The sequence below is a fragment of the Pantoea sp. YU22 genome, from assembly GCF_003970755.1.
GTDB classification, from domain to species: domain Bacteria; phylum Pseudomonadota; class Gammaproteobacteria; order Enterobacterales; family Enterobacteriaceae; genus Pantoea; species Pantoea piersonii.
Genome location: NZ_RYDU01000001.1, coordinates 663989 through 685322, shown reverse-complemented (window position 1 = coordinate 685322; position 21334 = coordinate 663989). Strand labels below are relative to the sequence as shown.

Sequence of the window (21334 nt, the reverse complement as noted above, 5' to 3'; positions counted from 1 at the left end):
ATTATGCGAGTCTGAGGCGCTGTTTGCACTTGATATGTATTCTCCACGCCATTTTCTGCTTTAATAGGCGTCATAACTTCCCGTGATTAAAGGGTTAATCATGCAAAAAATGGTCAATTCGCTGCAAAATTACGCGTGGGGCAGTAGAACCGCCTTAACGGAACTCTATGGCATCCCTAATCCTGGCGGCGCGCCGATGGCGGAGCTGTGGATGGGCGCGCACCCTAAGAGCCCTTCGCAGGTTGAGGTCAAGGGCGAGCGCCGCTCGCTGCGCGAGGTGATCGACGCAGCGCCAGAGGCGTCGCTGGGCTACGCGGTGGCGAAGCGCTTTGGCGAACTGCCTTTCCTGTTTAAGGTACTGTGCGCCGATCAGCCACTGTCGATTCAGGTGCATCCGAGCAAAAGCGCGGCTGAAGAGGGTTTCGCGCGCGAAAACGCCGCGGGTATTCCGCTCAATGCGGCGGAACGCAACTACAAAGACGCCAACCATAAGCCGGAGCTGGTCTATGCGCTGACGCCCTTTCAGGCGATGAACGGCTTTCGCGAGCTGACGGAAATCGCCTCCCTGCTGCAGCCGGTCGCGGGCGCGCATCCGCAAATTGCCCACTTTTTGCAGCATCCCGACAGCGAAAATCTGGCCACGCTCTTTACGACTCTGCTCTCACTGCAGGGCGAGGCGAAGTCGCTGGCGCTGGACGTGCTGAAAGCCGCGCTCAATGCGCGCGAAGGCCAGCCCTGGGAAACGATCAAGGCGATCGCGGTGGATTATCCCGACGACAGCGGGCTGTTTTCTCCGCTGTTGTTGAATGTGGTTACGCTGCAGCCGGGCGAAGCGATGTTTCTTTATGCAGAGACGCCGCACGCCTACCTGAACGGCGTGGCGCTGGAGGTAATGGCCAACTCCGACAACGTGCTGCGCGCCGGACTGACGCCAAAATATATCGATATTCCCGAGCTGCTCGCCAACGTGAAGTTTCAGTCAAAACCGGCCGCGCAGCTGCTTACGCAGCCGCAGCCGCAGGATCGCGCCCTGAACTTCCCCATCCCGGTGGAGGATTTCGCCTTTGCCATTCATATGCTGGACAGCGAACCGCAAACCCTTTCTCAGGAGAGCGCGGCGATCCTGTTTTGTATCGAAGGTCAGGCGACGCTGACGCTGGGCCAGCAGCAGCTGGTGCTGCAACCAGGGGAATCCTGCTTTATTCCCGCCAGCGACGGCGCGCTGAAAGCGACAGGAAGCGGCCGTCTGGCGCGCGTTTTTAACGCATTGCGCTGATTCGGCTGACGGAACTGGCCCTAACTGCTATTATTTCAATCTATTAGCGAAAAACGCCTGCGGGCGTTTTTCTTCCCTCGCCGGACGTCGGAGAGCGGCGTAAGCGGATACAAGGATAAGGACGACTCAGCAATGAAAAAGACCAACGTTGCCGTAGGTGTGATTATCGCCCTGGGCGTAATCTGGACCGGCGCGGCATGGTTTACCGGTAAGCAGCTGGAAAGCCATATGGATGAACTGGTGCAGAACGCCAATACACAGCTTAACGCTTATGCGCCCAATAGCCGACTCAAACTCAGCTATCAGGATTACCAGCGCGGCGTTTTCAGCAGCAAAGCGAAGCTGGTATTGCAGGCCAGTTCGCAGACCGAAGATAACGCCTTCCTGAAACCGGGCCAAAGTATCGTCTTTAACGAAACCATCGATCACGGTCCCTTCCCGTTCGCGCAGCTGCGTCGCTTTACGCTGATCCCGAGCATGGCGTCGGTGCATACCGAGCTGGAAAATACCGATGCGCTGAAAAACCTTTTCGCCCTGACCGACAATAAATCGCCGGCCAATGCGGACACCCGCATCGGCTACAGCGGCGCGACCGATACCGCGCTGCACTTTTTACCGGTTAATTACCAGAACGCCCAGACCGGCCAGCGCGTGGCGACCAACGGCGGCACGTTGAACGTCAGCGCAGACAGCAAAGGCGATAAAGTTTCCGTGGACAGCGATATCGACAGCATCGCCATCACCAGTAAAAACGAGATGGGTCTGCCGGTGCTCTTCACCGCCAACGGCGTCCGCGTAAGCGGCAATACCCATCTGACGCCGGAAGGCGTGCGCATCGGCGATCAGAAAGTCGAGCTGGATAAATTTAACGCCAGCGCGAACGGCAAAGATGTGCTGACGCTGCAAAAACTCAACGGCACTTCATCGTTCGATAACAAAGCGGGCAAAATCAGCGGCAATATCGATTATCAGGTCGATAACGTGCATCTGCAGAGCAATGATTTCGGCGCAGCGAAGCTGAGCATGAAGCTGGCGCAGTTTGATGCCCAGGCGGTGAAAACCTTCTCCGATAATTACCACGCCCAGATGCAGGATCTGCTGAATCAGCCTGGCCTTGCCAGCGATCCGATTCGCTATCAGGCAGGCGTTAACACCATTCTGATGAACAATCTGCCGACGCTGCTGAAAGGCGCGCCGATGGTGAGCATCGCGCCGCTGAGCTGGAAAAATGATAAAGGTGAAAGCACCTTTAACCTGACCGCCAACTTTAACGATCCCGCTACCGTCACCGGCCAGCCGCAAAACCTGGCCGGCATGGTGGATCGCGTGCTGAAGGGGTTAACCGCCAAACTGGTTATCAATATGCCGATGGCGACAGAAGTGATGCGCAACGTCGGCCTGGCCGAAGGTTACTCTGGCGATGACGCGCAGAAGCTGGCGGATCAGCAGGTAAAAGGCCTGGCGGCGATGGGGCAGATGTTCCGTCTGACCCAGCAGCAGGACAACAATATCGTCACCAGCCTGCAGTACAACGGCGGCCAGGTAAATATGAACGGCGATACGATGACGCTGGAGCAGTTTATGTCGCGCTATATGCTCGGCCTGCCAACCAGCGAAGGCATGCCGCAGTAAACGGCAGCCTGACAAAAGCGACCTGCGGGTCGCTTTTTTTATCTCCTTTCGCTGGTAATCAGGCTCGGCGTCAGGATCATATGCTGGCTGGCCGTCTCCGGCGCGCTGATCCGCAGCAGAATACGCGCCGCCGCGGCCCGTCCCATCTCACGCGCCGGGCTGCAGATAAAGGTCAGCGGCGGATCGCTCAGGTTCGCCTGGGGCTCATCGCTAAATCCCACCAGCGCCATCTGCTGCGCGTAATAGCTGTCAACCGCGCCCTTGCCCAGCGTACGGCCGCTGCGCAGCAGGGCAAAGTAACTGCCCAGCGCGGTGGCACCATTAGCGGCGATAATGGCCGTCAGGCGCGGGTAGCGCTGCAGCAGTTGCGTGGTCGCCTCAGCCGCCGCATTCTGGCTCTCTTCGCATTCGATAATCCATTCCGGCTTAAAGGGTAAGCCGTACTGCAGCAAGGTGGCGCAGTAGCCGCCGATGCGCTCGGCGCGCGTCAGCGACGCGCCGCTGCCGCCCAGCCAGGCGATATGCTGATGCCCCTGGCGGATCAGATACTCCGTCGCCATGCGAGCGCCCAGCGCATTGTCGGGCCGGAGGCTGTCCGTGCCCTCCAGATAGCTGGCGCGCGACGCGCAAATCAGCGGCAGCCCAAGCTCTGCGGCGCGCGTCGCCAGCGCCGCGCCATTGCCCGCATCGCCGCCCAGCACTATTCCATCCACCCCCTGCGCCACCAGCGCATCAAAGCAGCGCGTCAGATACTTTCCCTGCGCGCCGCTCTGGGCCAGCACCAGCATCTTATCCTGCGTCTCCAGCGCCTCGCTGAGGCCCGCGGTCATTTCAGCGTAAAACCGCTGACTGAGATCTCGTACGATCAACCCGATCACGCCGCTGGCACCGCCGCGCAGCGAGGCCGCCGAACGGTTGCGCACATAGCCTGACTGTTCGATCGCCTGATTAACTCGCGCCACCGTGGCGGGAGAGATGCGCCCCTTGCCGGAGAGCACCAGAGAAACGGTGGTGACGGAGACGCCAGCCGCTTCGGCGACGTCGTTAATGGTGACTTTTTGCTGCGTCATGATGCTCGCCTGCGAAACACTATCTAATCGCCTTATCATATAGGTAAAACGTTAAACCTGACGAATAAAGTTAGCTGACCCTGCCACGCTCACATTGTGACGGCCCGCTCATAAAGCGGTGGTAAAACGTTTTATCATCATTTTACCTTGATACCCGTCCGCTTTCTTTCCAGGAGAAAATATGTCTGCTCCGCTTCCTCGCCTGTCGCTCTGGGAGTTTTTTCAGAGCCTGGGCAAAACCTTTATGCTGCCTGTCGCCCTGCTCTCCTTTTGCGGCATTCTGCTCGGCATCGGCAGTTCCCTCAGCAGCCGTGACGTGCTGACGTTAATCCCGCTGCTGGACCATCCGCTGCTGCAGCATCTGTTTGTCTGGATGGCGACAACCGGCGCATTCGCCTTTCGCTTTCTGCCGGTGATGTTCGCTATTGCCATCCCGCTCGGCATGGTGCGTGAAAATAAAGGCGTCGCCGCCTTTGCCGGTTTTGTTGGCTATACGGTGATGAACCTCAGCACCAACTTCTGGCTCACGATTAAAGGCATTTTGCCCACCAGCGATGCCGCGCTGCTGAAAGCGAACAATATCCAGTCAGTTCTCGGCATTCAGGCGATCGATACCGGCATTCTTGGCGCGGTAATTGTCGGCGTCGTGGTGTTCTGGCTGCACGAGCGCTTCCATAACGTGCGCCTGCCGGACGCGCTGGCGTTTTTCGGCGGCACGCGGTTCGTTCCCATCATCACACTGCTGGTGACGGGGCTGCTTGGCCTTGTGGTACCGCTGATCTGGCCTTTTTTCGCGCGCGGCATTGCCGGACTCGGCTGGATGATTAACGGTGCGGGCGACTTTGGCCCGATGCTGTTCGGCACCGGCGAGCGCCTGCTGCTGCCGTTTGGTTTGCAGCATATTCTGGTGGCGATTATCCGCTTTACCGATGCGGGCGGCACGATGGAGGTATGCGGCAAGAGCGTCAGCGGCGCGCTGACCATTTTCCAGGCGCAGCTCGCCTGTCCGGAAGTGCATGGCTTCTCGGAAAGCGCCACCCGCTTTCTCTCGCAGGGAAAAATGCCCGCGTTTCTTGGTGGCCTGCCCGGCGCGGCGTTAGCCATTTATCACTGCGCGAGGCCAGAGAATCGTCACAAGATCAAAGGACTGTTGATTTCCGGCGTGGTGGCCTGCGTGGTTGGCGGCACGACCGAACCGATCGAGTTTCTGTTTCTGTTTGTCGCCCCGGCGCTCTACCTGCTGCACGCCCTGCTGACCGGGCTTGGCTTTACGCTTATGGCGGTGCTGGGCGTTACCATCGGCAACACGGACGGCAATATTATTGATTTTGTCGTGTTCGGCATCCTGCACGGCCTTGCAACGAAGTGGTACTGGGTGCCGGTCGCCGCCGCGATCTGGTTTGCAGGTTACTACCTGCTGTTTCGCTTCGCCATTATCCGCTTCAATATCGCCACGCCGGGACGTGAAAGAGAGAGCGGCCTGGAGCAGCAGGTCAGCCGCGCGGGCATTGGTAAATCTGGCTACAACGCGCCAGCCATTCTCGACGCGCTGGGCGGCGTGGAGAACATCACCTCGCTGGATAACTGCCTGACCCGTCTGCGTCTGCGCATCGTCGATATGGCGAAGGTCAATGACGCCGCGCTGAAGGCCAACGGCGCCATCGGCGTCGTGCACCTTAGTCCTGTTACGCTACAGGTGGTTATCGGGCCGCAGGTGCAGTCCGTTAAGGAAGAGCTGGCGCAGCTGATGAATGTGACGGTGTAACGAATATGAGTGAATCTTTTGATTTTGATAAAGTTATCGACCGACGCGGCAGCTACTGCACGCAGTGGGACTTTGTCGCGGACCGCTTTGGCGAGCCGGACTTGCTGCCCTTTACCATCTCGGATATGGATTTTGCCGTTGCGCCCGCTATTCGCGCGGCGCTGCAGCAGCGGCTCGATCACGGCGTGTTCGGCTACAGCCGCTGGCAGCATCACGACTTTCTGTCGGCGGTTTGCCACTGGATGCAGACGCGTTTCCACACGACGCCGGATGAGCGGTCAGTGGTATACGGCCCTTCGGTGATTTATATGGTGGCGCAAGCGATGCGCCGCTGGACGGTGCCGGGCGACGAAGTACTTATCCATACGCCCGCTTACGATGCTTTTTATACCTTGTTGACTCAGAGTCAACGCCAGATTCTTGCCCAGCCGCTGCTGCGTGATGCGCAAGGCTGGCGCTGCGATATGCAGGCGCTGGAGCAGCAGCTCGCTCGTCCAGGGTGCAAGCTGATGCTGCTGTGTAGTCCGCATAATCCCACCGGCAAAGTCTGGACGCGGGAGGAGCTGACGCAGATGGCCGCGCTGTGCGAACGTTACCAGGTACGCGTCATCAGCGATGAAATCCATATGGATATGGTGTGGGGCGACGTTGTGCATTTGCCCTGGAGCGAAGTTGCGCGCAGCGACTGGGCGCTTTTTACCTCCGCATCGAAAAGCTTCAATATTCCGGCGCTGACGGGCGCGTGGGGGATCATCAGCGATCAACAGGATCGACAAGCCTTTATGCAGCAGATGAAGGCGGATGGTCTCTCCTCACCTGCGGTGTTCGCCGTGGCGGCGCATATCGCCGCCTATCGCGAAGGCGCGCCCTGGCTCGACGCGCTGCGCGCCTGTTTGCAGTCAAATCTGCAGCACGTGGCCCAGCGGCTTAATGCAGCCTTTCCTGTGCTCGACTGGCAGCCGCCACAGGCGACCTACCTGGCGTGGCTCGATCTAAATCCGCTTGGCATCGACGAGGCGGCACTGCAGCAGCAGCTTATTCAGCAACAGAAAGTGGCGATGATGCCCGGCTCGACCTATGGAGAAGCGAGCCGGGGCTTTTTGCGCCTGAACGCTGGCTGTCCGCGCAGCAAGCTGGACGAGGGTCTCAGCCGCCTGATTGCGGCGCTACAGGCGCTCGGCGCATGAAACCGGGCGGCTTCTTAGCCGCCCTTTCGCTTAATATCGCAGCAGACGCGGCGCAGGTTGCGCAAATGACTCGCTATGTTGCGCAAGATGTTTCTATAATGGTCTGCACTTTTATCCTTGTCAGAGAGTGCAGCATGTTCGATCCCAGCCTTCCCGTTACCGATATCCATCGCCATCTTGACGGCAATATCCGCGCGCAGACCATTCTGGATTTAGGCCGTCAGTTTAACCTTGCCCTGCCCGCCACCTCGCTGGAATCGCTGCGTCCGCACGTTCAGGTGGTTGAAAATCAGCCCGATCTGGTGAGCTTTCTTAATAAGCTCGACTGGGGTGTGAAGGTGTTGGGCGATCTTGATGCCTGCCGCCGCGTTGCGCTGGAGAATGTCGAAGATGCGGCGCGCGCCGGCATTCACTACGCCGAGCTGCGTTTTTCGCCGGGCTATATGGCAATGAACCATAACCTGCCGGTGGCGGGCGTGGTAGAAGCGGTAATCGACGGGATCAAGGCGGGCTGTCAGAAATATAACGTTGACGTGCGCCTGATTGGCATTATGAGCCGCACCTTCGGTGACGAAGCCTGCCTGCGCGAGCTGGAAGGCTTACTGGCGCACCGCGATCACATCACCGCCGTCGATCTGGCGGGCGATGAGCTGGGCTTTCCCGGCAGCGAGTTCCTCAGCCACTTTACGCAGGCGCGCGACGCCGGTTTCCGCGTAACGGTGCATGCGGGTGAAGCGGCTGGTCCGGAAAGCATCTGGCAGGCGATCCGCGAGCTGGGCGCCGAGCGTATCGGCCATGGCGTAAAAGCGATTGAAGACCGCGCGCTGATGGATTTTCTTGCCGAGCATCGCATCGGTATTGAGTCCTGCCTCACGTCCAATATCCAGACCAGCACCGTTTCGTCGCTGGCGCACCATCCGCTGAAACAGTTCCTGGAGCACGGCATTCTGGCGACGCTGAACACCGACGATCCGGCGGTTCAGGGGATTGAACTGGCGCATGAATATCAGCACGCTGCCCCTGCCGCCGGGCTGAGCGCTGCGCAGATCCGCCAGGCGCAGGAGAACGGCCTGACCATCGCCTTCCTGAGCGACGCGGAGAAAACCGCCATTCGCAATAAAGTGAAGGCGTAAGAAAGGCCGCGGGTGCGGCCTCAGCTTATCGGCAACGTGGCGACGTGGGTGACAAGGCCCGATCGCAAAGACGCAAAAAGCGCCATCCATGGCAGCTCGGCCCGCGCCGTCCCTGGCGCGGGACGCTTTGCTCTTCGGTCCATGTCACCCACGTTTTACTTTTTTGAGCTGCCTGTGACCACCAAAAGCCCAAAAGAAAGGTCGGCGCGCAGCCGACCTTTTCTGTTACTTCAGCGACAGCGTCTGTCGCTTCTCAGCCGACTGTAGCCCCAGCTCGATCAACTCCATCACCTGGATCGCCTCTTCCGCCGTGACCGGATTGTTGCCACGCCCGCTGATAGCATCGCGCACCGCCGCATAATAGGCGGGATAGTTGCCCGGCTGCGTCATCAGCGTCTCTTCTTTGACGCCGTCGCCTTCCGCCAGCGTCAGCACGCCGTCGCGCATATCGTAGCCCCACTCCTCGCCCGGCGGAAAATCGCCCGCTTTCAGCCGGTCTTCCTGCGGGTCCAGACCATATTTCACGTAGCTACCGCGCGTGCCGTGCACCACATAACGCGGCGACTCGGCGGCCACCAGCATGCTGGCGTGCAGCACCACGCGGCGTTGCGGATAGGTGAGCGTGGCGTGAAAATAGTCGGTGGTCTGCGCGCCCGGACGCATCTCCGCCATATCGACATTAATGGCGACCGGCGCGCCAAACAGCTGCAGCGCCTGATCGAGCAGATGCGGTCCCAGATCGTACCAGATGCCGCTGCCAGCGCCTTTCATCTCGCGCCAGCGCTGACGCACTTCCGGACGAAAACGGTCGAAATGCGATTCAAAATAGCGCACCTCGCCCAGCGTGCCATCCTTCAGCAGCTGCTTAAGGGTCAGGAAATCGCTGTCCCAGCGACGGTTATGGAAAACGGAAAGCAGCAGACCTTTGGCCTTCGCCAGCGCTTCCAGCTCACGCGCCTGTGACAACGTCACGGTAAAGGGCTTATCCACCACGACGTGCTTACCGGCATTCAGCGCGGCCTTGGCCAGCGGAAAGTGGGTATCGTTAGGCGTGGGGATAACGATCAGCTGCAGCGTAGGATCGTCCAGCAGCGCCTGGGGTTCGGCCACCACCTTAACCTGCGGCCAGTCGGCGTGCACTTTCGCTTCGTCGCTACTGGAGACAGCGGCCAGCTCGACGTCCGGCGTGCCCGCAATCAGCGGCGCGTGAAACGTCTTACTGGCGAAGCCGTACCCCATCAATCCAACACGAAGTTTGTCGCTCATTATCACTCCTCTTATTCGCATACCCGACTGATTTAAGACCATAGCGTCGGTTAGAACAAGCAGGATTCCCCCGAAAAATCAGGAGATAGCACTCTGCGCCATCGGCCAGGGGGTTTCAGCGAGCAAGGTATCCTGCGCATCCTGGTTGCGCCGACGGAAGTCGCTGGGGCTGACGCCGACGCGTTTGCGGAACACACGTGAAAAATAGAGCTGGTCGTCGTAACCCACTTCCCGCCCGACGCTGGCGATAGGTTCCTGCGTGGTTTGCAGCAGCAGTTTGGCGCGGATCACGCGCTGGTCTTCGCGCCAGCGCAGCAGATTGACGCCCATCTGCTCGCGGAACAGGTGCGCCAGGCGCGACGGCGAAAGGCAGACGTGGCGCGCCACCTCTTCGATTTTTACTTCGCTGGCCAGATGGTTGGTGACGTACTGGCAGGCTTCGATAATGCGCGGGTCGCGCACCTGCTGATGACTGCGCGGATCTTCTTCCACCGCGCGCAGCAGCAGACGTTCCAGCAGGTTCATTGCCAGCTCTTCGGCGAAGCGGCGACCCGAGTTATGAGTCTGCTCGATGCTGGCGAACAGGCGATCAAATTCGGCGCGCAGCGTCTCGTTGAGATGCAGCCGCCCTACGCCTTCGCGCGCATCCTGCCACTGCAGCCAGTCGTTCCAGTAGGCGCGCGGTCGAAAGTAAACCCAGCGGTGATGCCATTCGGGACTGTCCGGCGCGCGTCCGTAGTAGTGCGGGGTTTTCGGCTGGAACAGCAGCATATCGCCCGGCAGACAGTCAAAGCCGTTCTCGCCGTCGAAAACGCGACCTTTGCCTTTAATGGTGAGGTTAAGAATAAAACCTTTCATACCGTGGGGACGGTCAATAAAAAAGTCGAGCGGGCCGTCGGCCGCGATAGGCGTCAGCCCGGCGACCAGCCAGGCGTTAAAGGGATAACCGGGCAACAGAGGATTTTGCTGCGCCGCTGTGGATTCACGGTGGTACATAACGCCCTCACTCAGTCATGGTTAATCAGTGCGCGGCGCCACCGGGCGCCGCGTCTTTTTGCCGTCAGGCTTTATTCTTTTGTTTATAGCGGTCGAAAATCACCGCCGCTAACAGTATCAGACCACGCACCACGTACTGTGAGAATGGCGAGATATTCAGTAAATTCATTGCATTTTCAACGGTGCCGAGGATCAGCACGCCAGCCACGACATAGGAGATTTTGCCGATGCCGCCCTTCAGCGAGACGCCGCCCAGTACGCAGGCGGAGATCACCACCAGCTCATAGCCCAGCGAGGTCATCGGCTGGCCGCTGGTCATACGCGAGGCGAGAATAATGCCCGCCGCCGCCGACACCAGCCCGGAGAGTATAAAGATGATGATGCGGGTGCGCACCACCGGCACGCCTGCCAGACGCGCCGCCTCTTCATTACCGCCGATTGCCAGCGTGTTGCGGCCAAAGGTAGTTTTGTTCAGCAGGAAGCCGAAAATCAGCATGGTCGCAATGGTGAGCCAGATAGGCGCAGGCACGCCAAGCCAGTTGGCGAAGCCGATGGTAAAAAAGCGCTCATCCTCAATGCCGACCGCTTTGCCGTCGGAGAAGATATAGGCCAGGCCGCGCACGATCTGCATGGTCGCCAGCGTGGTGATCAGCGCGTTGATTTTCAGGCGCGCAATCACAAAGCCGTTGATAAAGCCGGTGGCAACGCCGATCAGCAGGCCAGCGAACACGCCGATCCACAGGCTTTCGGTCATATTGATCACCACGGCGGTGACCACGCCAGCGCAGGCAATTACCGACGCGACCGAGAGGTCAAAATCACCGGAGGCGAGGCAAAACAACATGCCGCACGCCACCATGCCCGACATCGACATCGCCAGGCCCAGACCTTTCATATTGATAAAGGAGCCGAAGTTTGGCACGAACACGGCGCAGGCGATGAACAGCAGCGCGAACACCACCAGCATGCCGAAGTTATCCCAGATACGCCCAAAGCGCATGCCGCTGCGCTGCTGAACCGGCGGCGTACCTGAAGTTGTGGATGAAGACATAATATTTTCCTCTGTCAGGCCACAGCGGCCGCTTGGGTGGTTTTAGGCATCGCCAGGCTCAGCGTCTGCTGCTCCGTGGCGTCGTCATGCAGCAGTTCGCCAGCGATGGCGCCTTCGCGCATCACCACGATGCGGTCGGCAAGGCCCATCACTTCCGGCAGGTCGCTGGAGGCGAACAGCACCGCGATGCCTTTGCTCGCCAGCTGATAGATCAGGTTGTAGATCTCATGTTTCGCGCCGACGTCGATGCCGCGCGTCGGTTCGTCCAGCAGGATCACCTTCATCTCTTCCGACAGCCAGCGGCCCAGAATCGCCTTTTGCTGGTTGCCGCCGGAAAGATTCATAATCAGCTGCCCGGCATGGGGCGTTTTGATATTGAGCGAGCGGATATGGCTGTCGGCGTTGCTCGCCTCCCACTGGTTTTTTATCAGGCAGCCGGCGGTCAGGTTGTGGCGCCGCGCGCTGATATTGATATTGTCGCGCACCGAGTGCACCGGAATAATCCCTTCCGCTTTACGATCTTCCGGGCAGAGCATGATGCCGGCGCGAATCGCGTCTATAGGCTCGCGCAGCTTCACCACTTCGCCGTCCAGCAGGATGCGTCCGCCGCGCAGTCGGGTCGCGCCGAACACCCCTTTCATCAGCTCGCTGCGTCCGGCGCCCACCAGCCCGAACAGGCCGACGATTTCACCGGCGCGCACCTCGAGCGAAATGGGTTCGCGCACCCCCTTCGCCTCGACCTTCTCCAGCACCAGGCGCACCGGTCCGTGCGGACGCGGCGTATAGCCATAAATATCGCCGAGGTTGCGTCCCACCATCGCCTGCACCAGATCGTCGTGATGGGTATTGGACATATCGGTAAAGGTGCGAACGTAGCGGCCATCTTTAAACACGGTAATGGCGTCGCTCAGCGCGAAAATCTCCTCCATGCGGTGCGACACGTAGAGCACCACGCGCCCTTCCGCGCGCAGCTGGCGGATAACGCGGAACAGGTTGTCGATTTCGCGCGCGGAGAGCGAGCTGGTCGGCTCGTCAAAGGCGATAATGCGCGCGTTGCGCGCCAGCGCCTTGGCTATCTCTACCATCTGCCACTGGCCGAGCGAGAGATATTTCAGCGGCATATCGGGATCGATATCCATGCCGAGGTTTTTCAGCTGCAGGCCCGCTTCGTAGCGCAGCAGCTTGCGGTTTACCAGGCCGCGCTTGTGCGGGATCTGGCCGAGATAGATGTTCTCCGCCACGCTCATTTCCGGCACCAGATGCAGCTCCTGGTAGATAATGGCGACGCCCGCATCCAGCGCGTCGCTGGTATGCTGAAAACTGACCGGCTCGCCTTTAATGCGGATCTCGCCGCCGCTGGGCTGATAGCTGCCGCTGAGAATTTTCAGCAGCGTGGATTTGCCCGCGCCGTTCTCGCCCATCAGGGCGTGCACTTCGCCGCCGCGACATTCGAACGAGATATCCTGCAGCGCTTTAACGCCGGGAAAAGTCTTGCTGATGCCATGAAACGACAGAAAGGTTGGCTCGCTATTCATGGTAACTCCTCTGGGTTTACCGTTAAGGTGCCGCCGCATACGCGGCGGCACGGTACGCGGGTTTACATCAACCCTTTCTTCGCCAGTTCGGTTTTAAAGTTGTCGCGGGTAATCAGCACTACGTCGGTGACTTCGGTGAATTTCGGCGGCTCAGTGCCTTTGCTCACCCAGTCGTAGAGCATCTGGCTGCTCTTGTAGCCATGCACGTCCGGGCTGGGCAGCAGCGAGCCGTAGAAGCCGGTCGCTTTGTCTTTCGACAGTTCGCTTATCGCATCGACGCCGTTGATGCCGATACCGATCACGTCGGCTGCCTTAAAGCCCTGGCCTTCGGTGGCGCGCACGCCGCCCAGCACGGTGTTGTCGTTCATGCCGACGATAAGCCAGTGTTTCACTTCGGGATGCTGCACCAGCAGCGAGTTGCCTGCGTCAAACGCGCCGGGAATATCGTTGGATTTGGTAGGAACCTGATAGATCTGCGCCGCCGGGAAGCCGGCTGCTTTCAGCGCCTCCATCGAACCGCCGGTACGGCGGCGCGCGGTGTCCAGCTCGTTGGCGGTAATCGCCATCACGCCGGTCTCTTTGGCGTTCCAGCCGCGCTTCTGCATCTCTTTATACAGCTCCTGTCCCTGACGCTCGCCGATTTTGGTCGCGGCCATCATCACCAGCGGCACGCTGTCCATCGGTTTGCCTTTGGCGTTGACGAACTGATCGTCGACGGCGATCACTTTCAGATCGTAACCGCGCGCCTTGGCGACGATAGCGGAACCGAGCTTGGGATCGGGGGTGCAGATAACGAAGCCTTTCGCACCGCTGGCGGCGAGGCTGTCGATGGCGTTAAGGGTTTTCTCGCCGTCGGGAATGGCGATTTTGATCACTTCAAAGCCTAAATCCTTCCCGGCTTTGTCCGCGAATTTCCATTCGGTCTGGAACCAGGGTTCTTCAGGCTGCTTGACCAGAAATCCCAGCTTCATGGTCTCGGCGATAGCGGAATGTGACATAACCGCTGCCAGGCCGATGGCCGCGAACGCTTTAGTGAATTTATGCATGATGCTCTCCGGCGCTAGGGTATTTTTCACTGCTGTTAACGAATCGGTGTAAACGCTACCAGTCAATTTTCTTTTTTGGGTACGGATGAAAATCAGCGCGTTAGACGGGCGATTGAGTAAAGCCTGCACAAACGCTGGGCTAGTTGTAGCGGGAAAGCCGATGAAAAATGTAGAGCGGTATCACACCCTGAAATCACGACAAAATGTTCCATATATTCAGCAATTTTAACCGAGAGGTAACTTTTGTCGGCGATCACAAAATCGCTGCCCATGGCAGAAAAGTGCATATTCTCAGCGATCGGTGAATAACGTTTCTTGCGCCGCCGCCACAGGATGGAGAGACGATTATTCATAACAGGAGATTTCCGATGCGTGCTGGAGCCATCACTCTGGGTCTCGATTTTGGCAGTGATTCGGTACGTGCGCTGGCGGTGGACTGCGACAGCGGCAGCGAGCTGAAAACCGCCGTAGTGAACTATTCGCGCTGGCAACGGGGCATGTACAGCGATCCTCATGCCAACCGCTTTCGTCACCATCCGCTGGACTATATAGAGGCGATGGAGCAGGCGCTGCTGGGCGTGCTTGAGGCGCTGACGCCGACACAACGTGACAGCGTCACGGGAATCGGCGTCGATACCACCGGCTCGACGCCTGCCCCCATCGACCGCGACGGTAACGTGCTGGCGCTGCGTCCCGACTTTGCCGATAACCCCAACGCGATGTTTGTGCTGTGGAAAGATCACACCGCTATCGAAGAAGCGGAAGCGATTAATCAGCTGTGCCGCAGCGGACGCTTTACCGACTACAGCCGCTATATTGGCGGCATCTACTCCTCTGAATGGTTCTGGGCGAAAATCCTGCACGTTTCGCGCGCCGACGCCGCCGTTCGCGACGCCGCCGTCTCCTGGGTTGAGCTGTGCGACTGGGTGCCAGCACTGCTGAGCGGCACTACCGCGCCCGCCACTCTGCGCCGTAGCCGCTGCGCCGCCGGTCATAAGGCGCTGTGGCATCCCGACTGGCAGGGCCTGCCCGACCCCGACTTCCTGAACGCGCTCGACCCGCTGCTGACGCAGCAGCTCGACTCGCCGCTGTTCAGCGACACCTGGACCGCCGATATCCCGGTCGGCACGCTCAGCGCCGAATGGGCGCAGCGGCTCGGCCTGCAGCAGAGCGTGACTATTGCTGGCGGCGCGTTCGACTGCCATATGGGCGCGGTCGGCGCTGGCGCACAGCCCTATACGCTGGTGAAAGTGATTGGCACATCAACCTGCGACATCCTGATCGCTGACGCGCAGCGGGTCGGCGATCGCGCCATTAAAGGCATCTGCGGTCAGGTAGACGGCAGCGTTATGCCGGGCGCTATCGGCTGTGAAGCGGGTCAGTCGGCGTTCGGCGATATTTACGCCTGGTTCAGCCGCCTGCTCGGCTGGCCGCTGCAGCAGGCGGCGGCGCAACATCCTGAACTTCAGCCGCAGCTGGCCGAGCTGCAGCGCAATCTGATCCGCCAGCTGACCGAGGCCTGGGCCGCCGATCCGCAGCTGGATCATCTGCCGGTGGTGCTCGACTGGTTCAACGGTCGACGTACCCCCAACGCCAACCAGCGCCTGAAAGGAGTTATCACCGACCTTAACCTCGGCACCGACGCGCCCGCCCTGTTCGGCGGCCTGATCGCCGCAACCGCCTTCGGCGCACGCGCCATTATGGAGTGCTTCGAACAGCAGCAGATCCCGGTAGAGAACATCCTGACGCTGGGCGGCATCGCGCGCAAATCACCTGCCATCATGCAGGCGTGCTGCGACGTAATGAACCGCCCGCTGGATATCGTCGCCTCGGATGAGTGCTGCGCGCTGGGCGCGGCGATTTTCGCCGCCGTCGCCGCAGGCGTTTACGCCACGGTGCCCGAGGCGCAGAAAGCGATGGCCAGTCCGGTCGCCGTCACGCTCCAGCCCGACGCCGCGCGAGTCGCGCGCTATCAGCAGCTTTATGAACGTTATCAACTCTGGTGCGCGGCGGCTGAGCCGCAGTATGCGTCGCGCCCCGCCAACGCTAATTAAGGAGTGGTTTTATGGATCAGTACAACGCGCACAGCGTATGGTTTGTGATCGGCACGCAGCATCTTTATGGCCCGGAAACCCTGCGTCAGGTCGAAGCGCACGCGCGCCAGGTGGTGGAAGGACTGAATGCCTCCTCCGCCTTGCCGTTAAAGCTTATCGTCAAGCCGCTGGTGAAGTCGCCGGATGAAGCGCTGGCGCTCTGCCGCGACGCCAGCCACGACGACAGCTGCGTCGGTATCATCACCTGGCTGCACACCTTCTCGCCCGCCAAAATGTGGATCGGCGGGCTGAGCGTGCTGAACAAGCCGCTGCTGCAGTTCCATACCCAGTTCAATGCGGAGATCCCGTGGGACAGCATGGATATGGACTTTATGAACCTGAACCAGACCGCGCACGGCGGCCGCGAGTTCGGCTTTATTGGCGCGCGCATGGGCCTGCAGCACAGCGTGGTGACCGGCCACTGGCAGGACCCGGCCAGCCAGCAACGTATCGGCAACTGGATGCGCGCCGCATTCGCGAAGCAGAGCAGCCAGCAGCTGAAAGTGGCGCGCTTCGGCGACAATATGCGCGAAGTGGCGGTTACCGAAGGGGATAAAGTAGCCGCGCAGATCCAGTTCGGCTATGCGGTCAACGGCTGGGGCGTCGGCGATCTGGTCGAGGTGATCAATCAGGTCAGCGACGGCGAGGTCAACGCCCTGATCGATGAGTATGAAAGCCTCTATCGCTTCAGCGACGTGGCGGCCAGCGGCGGCGAAAAGCGCCAGAACGTGCTGGACGCGGCGCGGATTGAGATCGGCATCAAGCGCTTCCTTGACGACGAGGGTTGCAAAGCTTTTACCACCAACTTCCAGACGCTGCACGGCATGACGCAGCTTCCCGGCCTGGCGGTACAGCGTCTGATGGGCCAGGGCTACGGCTTCGCCGGCGAAGGCGACTGGAAAACCGCCGCGCTGCTGCGCATTTTCAAAGTTCTTGCGGGCGATCGTCCCGGCGGCACCTCGTTTATGGAGGATTACACCTATCACTTCTCGCCCGGCAATGACCTGGTGTTAGGCTCGCATATGCTGGAAGTGTGCCCCTCTGTCGCTAAAGAAGAGAAGCCGCTGATCGACGTGCAGTTCCTTGGCATCGGCGGCAAAGCCGATCCGGCGCGCCTGATCTTCTCAACGCCAGCCGGACGCGCGGTTAACGCCAGCGTTATCGATATGGGCGATCGTTTCCGCCTGCTGGTAAACGTGGTGGATGCGATTGAGCAGCCGAAACCGTTGCCGAAGCTGCCGGTGGCGCGTGCGCTGTGGCGCGCCCAGCCGTCGCTGGCTACCGCATCGGAAGCCTGGATTCTGGCGGGCGGCGCGCACCATACGGTATTCAGTCAGGCGCTGACGCTGGATGATATGTACCTCTACGGCGAGATGAACGATATCGAAGTGCTGGTAATTGACGAGCATACGCGGCTGCCGGCGTTTAAAGACGCGCTGCGCTGGAATGAAGTTTATTACCGTTCGAAACGTTAAGTTTTTATTAGAAAAAATCAGCGCCGACTTTAAAAGTCGGCGCTGTTGTTTACGAAAGACCGAACTGCCCATCTCCCTCCTTGATTAACCTCTGTGCGGTTTGTTTAAAACAGCAATGCAATAGCCAATACGTGCAAGGGTTCTGCCCGAAGAGCAACGCGTCCGAGCCATGGATAAAAACGCCGGGAGCGTTTTTGAACAAGGTGTAGCGTTGGCCCGCTTAAAGCACATTCTCACCGCCACAAAAAAGCCGCCCGCAGGCGGCTTAGTCAACAACAAACCCTCAGGTCGCTATTCGCTTCACCGGCGCATTTTTCTGCCGGTCCCACATCACCGTCAGCAGACGCTGCAGCGCGATAAAGGCGAACAGTAAAATGCCAATGGCGATCTTGGTCCACCAGGAGCTCAGCGTGCCGTCAAAGTTAATCCAGGTCTGAATCAGCCCCTGAATCAACACCCCGAACAGCGTGCCGAGCACCGTACCGACGCCGCCGGAGAGCAGCGTGCCGCCAATCACCACCGAGGCGATAGCGTCCAGCTCGACGCCCAGTCCCGCCAGCGCATAGCCCGCCGAGGTATAAATGGAAAAAACGATACCCGCCAGCGTCGCCAGCGTGGTCGACAGCATATAAATGCGAATGGTGGTGGCGCGTGTGGAGATCCCCATCAGCTGCGCCGAGGTCACGTTGCCACCTATGGCGTAGACCTGATTGCCGAACCGCGTACGGTGGGCAAGCAAAATCCCGCCCGCCACCACCAGCAACATAACCAGCGCCAGCAAACTCAGGCGACCGCCGCCCGGCACTTTCCACGCCAGACTGGAAAGCGTGGCATAGAGCGGATGATCAATGGGAATCGAGTTCTCCGATACCAGATAGCTGCAGCCGCGCAGGAAAAACATGCCTGCCAGCGTAATAATAAAGGCCGGGATCTTCAGCGCGTCGATCAGCCAGCCCATCATCGCGCCGAACAGCGCGCCCGCCGCCAGAATAATGGCGAATGCCAGCAGCGGATGAATATGCAGATCGCCAATGGCGCGCGCCAGAAACACGCCGGTGAAAGCGATCACCGCGCCCACCGACAGATCGATGCCGCCAGAGAGGATCACAAAAGTCATGCCGACGGCGATAATGCCGAGAAAAGCGTTATCGGTCAGGATATTGCAGATTACGCGCGTTGAGGCGAAGCCGGGAAACTGGCTCAGACAGAAAAGGTAGCCAGCGACAAACACCAGCAGCGTAATCATCAGAGGAAGATGACGTTTAATCATTGGGAACCTCTCCGTTTCAGCATCGCCAGAAAGCGCGGCGACTGCAGCAGCAGCACGCACATGACGACCACCGCTTTCACCACCTGATTAAGCTCCGGCGGGAAACCGGACAGCAAAATGCCGGTATTCATCGCCTGAATAATCAGCGCGCCGATCAGCGACAGCACCAGGTTAAAACGGCCGCCCATCAGCGACGCGCCGCCAATCACCACAGCGAGGATCGCGTCCAGCTCCAGCCATAAGCCGGCGTTATTGGCGTCTGCGCCGCGAATATCGGCGGTCACGATCAGGCCCGCTATCGCCGCGCAGAGTCCGCTAATCACATAGGTGGACATCACCACCAGCCAGCCGTTTACGCCCGCATTGCGCGCCGCGCGCAGGTTAATCCCTACCGCCTCGATAAACAGCCCGAGCGCGGTCTTGCGCGTCAGCAGCCAGACCAGCAGCGCCGCCGCCAGCGTAATCCATACCGGCACCGGTAGCAGCCACAGCGAACCGCTGCCCAGCCATCCCAGCGTCGCGCTGTCAAAGGTCACGATCTGCCCTTGGGTAATCAGCTGCGCGATGCCGCGCCCCGCCACCATCAAAATCAGCGTGGCGACAAAGGGCTGAATGCGCAGCAGCGCCACCAGCACGCCGTTCCATAACCCGCACAGCAGACCTGCGCCCAGCGCGGAAAAAATCACCATTGTCAGGCTGTGACCCGCCACGGTTAAGGTTGCGGCGGTCGCGCCCGCAATCGCCATCACCGCACCCACGGAGAGATCGATGCCGCCGGTGGCGATCACCAGCGTCATGCCGATCGCCAGCAGCGCGACCGGCGCGGCGCGGTTAAGGATATCGATGGGGCTGCCGAACAGGCGGCCATCCTGCAGATGCACGGCGAAAAAGTTATTCGCCACCAGGCTATCCACCAGCAGCACCAGAATCAGTGCGGCGACCTGTGGCAGCCCCGGCGGCAGACGGAATTTACGGCGTTCTGGCTTCGTCATATGGGATTCAAGCATGTTGTGCCCCTCCATCCGCGATAGCATTAACAATCGACGCCACCGACAGTTGCTCAAGCGGGATCTCCGCCACCTGCTTCAGGTCGCGCATAATCACCACGCGATCGGCATAACCCACCAGCTCCTCCAGCTCAGAGGAGATCACCAGCAGCGCCAGACCATCGGCGCAGAGGGATTCGATCAGGCGAATAATCTCGGCGTGCGCGCCGACGTCGATGCCTCGCGTCGGCTCGTCAAGGATCAGAAACTGCGGTCTGGTCACCAGCCAGCGCGACAGCAGCACCTTCTGCTGATTGCCGCCGGAAAGCAGCTCCACGGCCTGCTCGGCGTGCGGCGTGCGAATGCCGAGGCTTTTGATGAAACGTTCCGCAATCGCCTGCTGCTCGCGCCGCTTAATCGGCCGCAGCCAGCCGCGCTGCGCCTGCAGCGCGAGAATAATGTTTTCGCGCACCGAGGCGGCGCCGATAATGCCGTCGGTCTTGCGATCTTCCGGACAAAAACCGATGCCGAGGCGCGACGCTTTCGCCGGGGAGCGTATGGTCTGCGGCTTGCCCTTAATGGTCGCCGTGCCGCGATCGGGACGGCGAATGCCGAACAGCACCTCGGCGGTTTCGGTGCGGCCGGAACCGAGCAGACCAGCCAAACCGACCACTTCCCCAGGCCGCACCTCAAGGTCGAAAGGTTCAATGGTGCCCTTCTTGCCGTAGTCGCGAAACGACGCTACCGGCTGGTTGCTGCGCAGCGTGCTGCCCTGACGCTGCAGCGCGGTTTCCAGCAGCTCGCGCCCCAGCATCAGCTTGATCAGTTCAATCTGCGGCAGCGTCGCGGTATCGCGCGTGGCGATAAACTGACCGTTGCGCAATACCGTAATACGGTCGGTAATCCGATAAACCTGATCGAGAAAATGGGTGACGAAGATCAGGCTCATGCCTTTGGCTTTCAGCTGCGCCATCAGGGCAAAGAGCATCTCCACTTCGCTGGCGTCGAGACTGGCGGTTGGTTCATCCAGGATCAGCACCTGCGCTGACAGATCGACGGCGCGACAGATGGCGATAATTTGCTGCATGGCGACCGAGTAGTGTCCCAGCGGACGCGTTACGTCGAGAACAAATCCGTAATTGCGCATCAGCGCGTCGGCGTCGCGCACCATGCGTCGGCGGTCGACCATGCCGAAGCGGCGCGGCTCGCGGCCGATAAACAGGTTGTCAGCCACCGACATATTCGGCAGCAGATTGACCTCCTGATAGACCGTGCCGATGCCCATTTTTTGTGCGTCGGCGGTGCTGCGCGGCGCAATGGTCTGCCCGTTCAGGGTCAGGGTGCCCGCGTCGCGGCTGTACACCCCGGTCAACACCTTGATCAGGGTCGATTTGCCCGCGCCATTCTCGCCCAGCAGCGCCATGATCTCGCCCTTGCGCACGCTAAATGACACGTTATCCAGCGCCTTAACGCCGGGAAAACCTTTGCTGACGCCGCTGATGGTGAGCAGCGCATCATCATTGTGCCTAATCATCTTGTCAGCTCCGCCTCAA

General features: G+C 59.9%; 17 protein-coding genes. 7 read left to right on the top strand and 10 right to left on the bottom strand.

The genetic code is table 11. From position 1 onward, the window contains the following. The first annotated feature begins 100 nt into the window (after window positions 1-100). Together manA and EKL29_RS03305 are read left to right on the top strand one after the other, a co-directional pair. Window positions 101-1276, top strand: a complete 1176-nt coding sequence (manA, locus tag EKL29_RS03310; RefSeq protein WP_126688835.1) for a mannose-6-phosphate isomerase — start codon at window positions 101-103, stop codon at window positions 1274-1276. A gap of 132 nt (window positions 1277-1408) precedes the next feature. Continuing rightward, window positions 1409-2908, top strand: a complete 1500-nt coding sequence (locus EKL29_RS03305; protein WP_120452498.1) for a YdgA family protein — start codon at window positions 1409-1411, stop codon at window positions 2906-2908. A gap of 38 nt (window positions 2909-2946) precedes the next feature. On the opposite strand, the gene malI is transcribed toward EKL29_RS03305, so the two are convergent. After that, on the bottom strand, window positions 2947-3978 hold the full coding sequence (gene malI / locus EKL29_RS03300; RefSeq protein WP_120452496.1) for a Mal regulon transcriptional regulator MalI: 1032 nt from the start codon (window positions 3976-3978) through the stop codon (window positions 2947-2949). Between the two features lie 181 nt (window positions 3979-4159). Between malI and malX the strand changes: the two genes are divergently transcribed. The 3 genes from malX (at window position 4160) to add (ending at window position 8063) form a co-directional block, all read left to right on the top strand. Further along, window positions 4160-5743 (top strand): maltose/glucose-specific PTS transporter subunit IIBC, encoded by a 1584-nt coding sequence (gene malX, locus EKL29_RS03295; RefSeq protein WP_126688834.1) that lies wholly within the window; start codon window positions 4160-4162, stop codon window positions 5741-5743. A gap of 5 nt (window positions 5744-5748) precedes the next feature. Then, window positions 5749-6930 carry a MalY/PatB family protein gene (locus tag EKL29_RS03290; protein ID WP_126688833.1) on the top strand — a complete coding sequence of 394 codons (1182 nt, stop codon included), beginning with the start codon at window positions 5749-5751 and terminating at the stop codon, window positions 6928-6930. Window positions 6931-7064: 134 nt separating this feature from the next. Continuing rightward, on the top strand, window positions 7065-8063 hold the full coding sequence (gene add, locus EKL29_RS03285; protein ID WP_120452881.1) for an adenosine deaminase: 999 nt from the start codon (window positions 7065-7067) through the stop codon (window positions 8061-8063). Between the two features lie 225 nt (window positions 8064-8288). Here the strand turns inward: add and EKL29_RS03280 are convergent, their stop codons facing one another. The 6 genes from EKL29_RS03280 to EKL29_RS03255 all read right to left on the bottom strand — a co-directional run bounded on the left by EKL29_RS03280 (window position 8289) and on the right by EKL29_RS03255 (window position 14310). Further along, a complete protein-coding gene (locus tag EKL29_RS03280) occupies window positions 8289-9329 on the bottom strand; it encodes an oxidoreductase (RefSeq protein ID WP_120452491.1) in 1041 nt (346 codons plus the stop codon). A gap of 78 nt (window positions 9330-9407) precedes the next feature. After that, the gene (araC, locus tag EKL29_RS03275) at window positions 9408-10325 is read right to left on the bottom strand and encodes an arabinose operon transcriptional regulator AraC (protein WP_120452490.1); all 918 of its coding nucleotides are present in this window, start codon (window positions 10323-10325) and stop codon (window positions 9408-9410) included. Between the two features lie 64 nt (window positions 10326-10389). Further along, window positions 10390-11376, bottom strand: a complete 987-nt coding sequence (araH, locus tag EKL29_RS03270) for an L-arabinose ABC transporter permease AraH (protein ID WP_126688832.1) — start codon at window positions 11374-11376, stop codon at window positions 10390-10392. A gap of 14 nt (window positions 11377-11390) precedes the next feature. After that, the gene (araG, locus tag EKL29_RS03265; RefSeq protein ID WP_120452486.1) at window positions 11391-12911 is read right to left on the bottom strand and encodes an L-arabinose ABC transporter ATP-binding protein AraG; all 1521 of its coding nucleotides are present in this window, start codon (window positions 12909-12911) and stop codon (window positions 11391-11393) included. Between the two features lie 62 nt (window positions 12912-12973). Further along, entirely contained in the window at window positions 12974-13957 is a 984-nt protein-coding gene (locus tag EKL29_RS03260; protein ID WP_126688831.1) for an arabinose ABC transporter substrate-binding protein, read from the bottom strand. A 92-nt stretch (window positions 13958-14049) separates the two neighbouring features. Continuing rightward, window positions 14050-14310: a hypothetical protein gene (locus EKL29_RS03255; RefSeq protein WP_126688830.1), complete on the bottom strand. Its 261-nt coding sequence runs from the start codon at window positions 14308-14310 to the stop codon at window positions 14050-14052. A 15-nt stretch (window positions 14311-14325) separates the two neighbouring features. On the opposite strand from EKL29_RS03255, the gene EKL29_RS03250 reads away from it, so the two are divergent. Next, a complete protein-coding gene (locus tag EKL29_RS03250) occupies window positions 14326-16011 on the top strand; it encodes a ribulokinase (RefSeq protein WP_126688829.1) in 1686 nt (561 codons plus the stop codon). An 11-nt stretch (window positions 16012-16022) separates the two neighbouring features. Next, window positions 16023-17525, top strand: coding sequence for an L-arabinose isomerase (gene araA, locus EKL29_RS03245; protein ID WP_120452481.1), 1503 nt, complete (start codon window positions 16023-16025; stop codon window positions 17523-17525). Between the two features lie 283 nt (window positions 17526-17808). Here the strand turns inward: araA and yjfF are convergent, their stop codons facing one another. The 3 genes from yjfF to EKL29_RS03230 are packed head-to-tail and all read right to left on the bottom strand — an operon-like array spanning window position 17809 to window position 21315. Continuing rightward, complete coding sequence (yjfF, locus tag EKL29_RS03240; RefSeq protein ID WP_120452480.1) at window positions 17809-18795, bottom strand: galactofuranose ABC transporter, permease protein YjfF; 987 nt, start codon at window positions 18793-18795, stop codon at window positions 17809-17811. Beyond that, window positions 18792-19802, bottom strand: a complete 1011-nt coding sequence (gene ytfT, locus EKL29_RS03235; protein WP_120452478.1) for a galactofuranose ABC transporter, ATP-binding protein YtfT — start codon at window positions 19800-19802, stop codon at window positions 18792-18794. The genes yjfF and ytfT overlap by 4 nt, the downstream gene beginning before the upstream one ends. Next, a complete protein-coding gene (locus EKL29_RS03230) occupies window positions 19795-21315 on the bottom strand; it encodes a sugar ABC transporter ATP-binding protein (RefSeq protein ID WP_120452477.1) in 1521 nt (506 codons plus the stop codon). The genes ytfT and EKL29_RS03230 overlap by 8 nt, the downstream gene beginning before the upstream one ends. Window positions 21316-21334 lie beyond the last annotated feature (19 nt).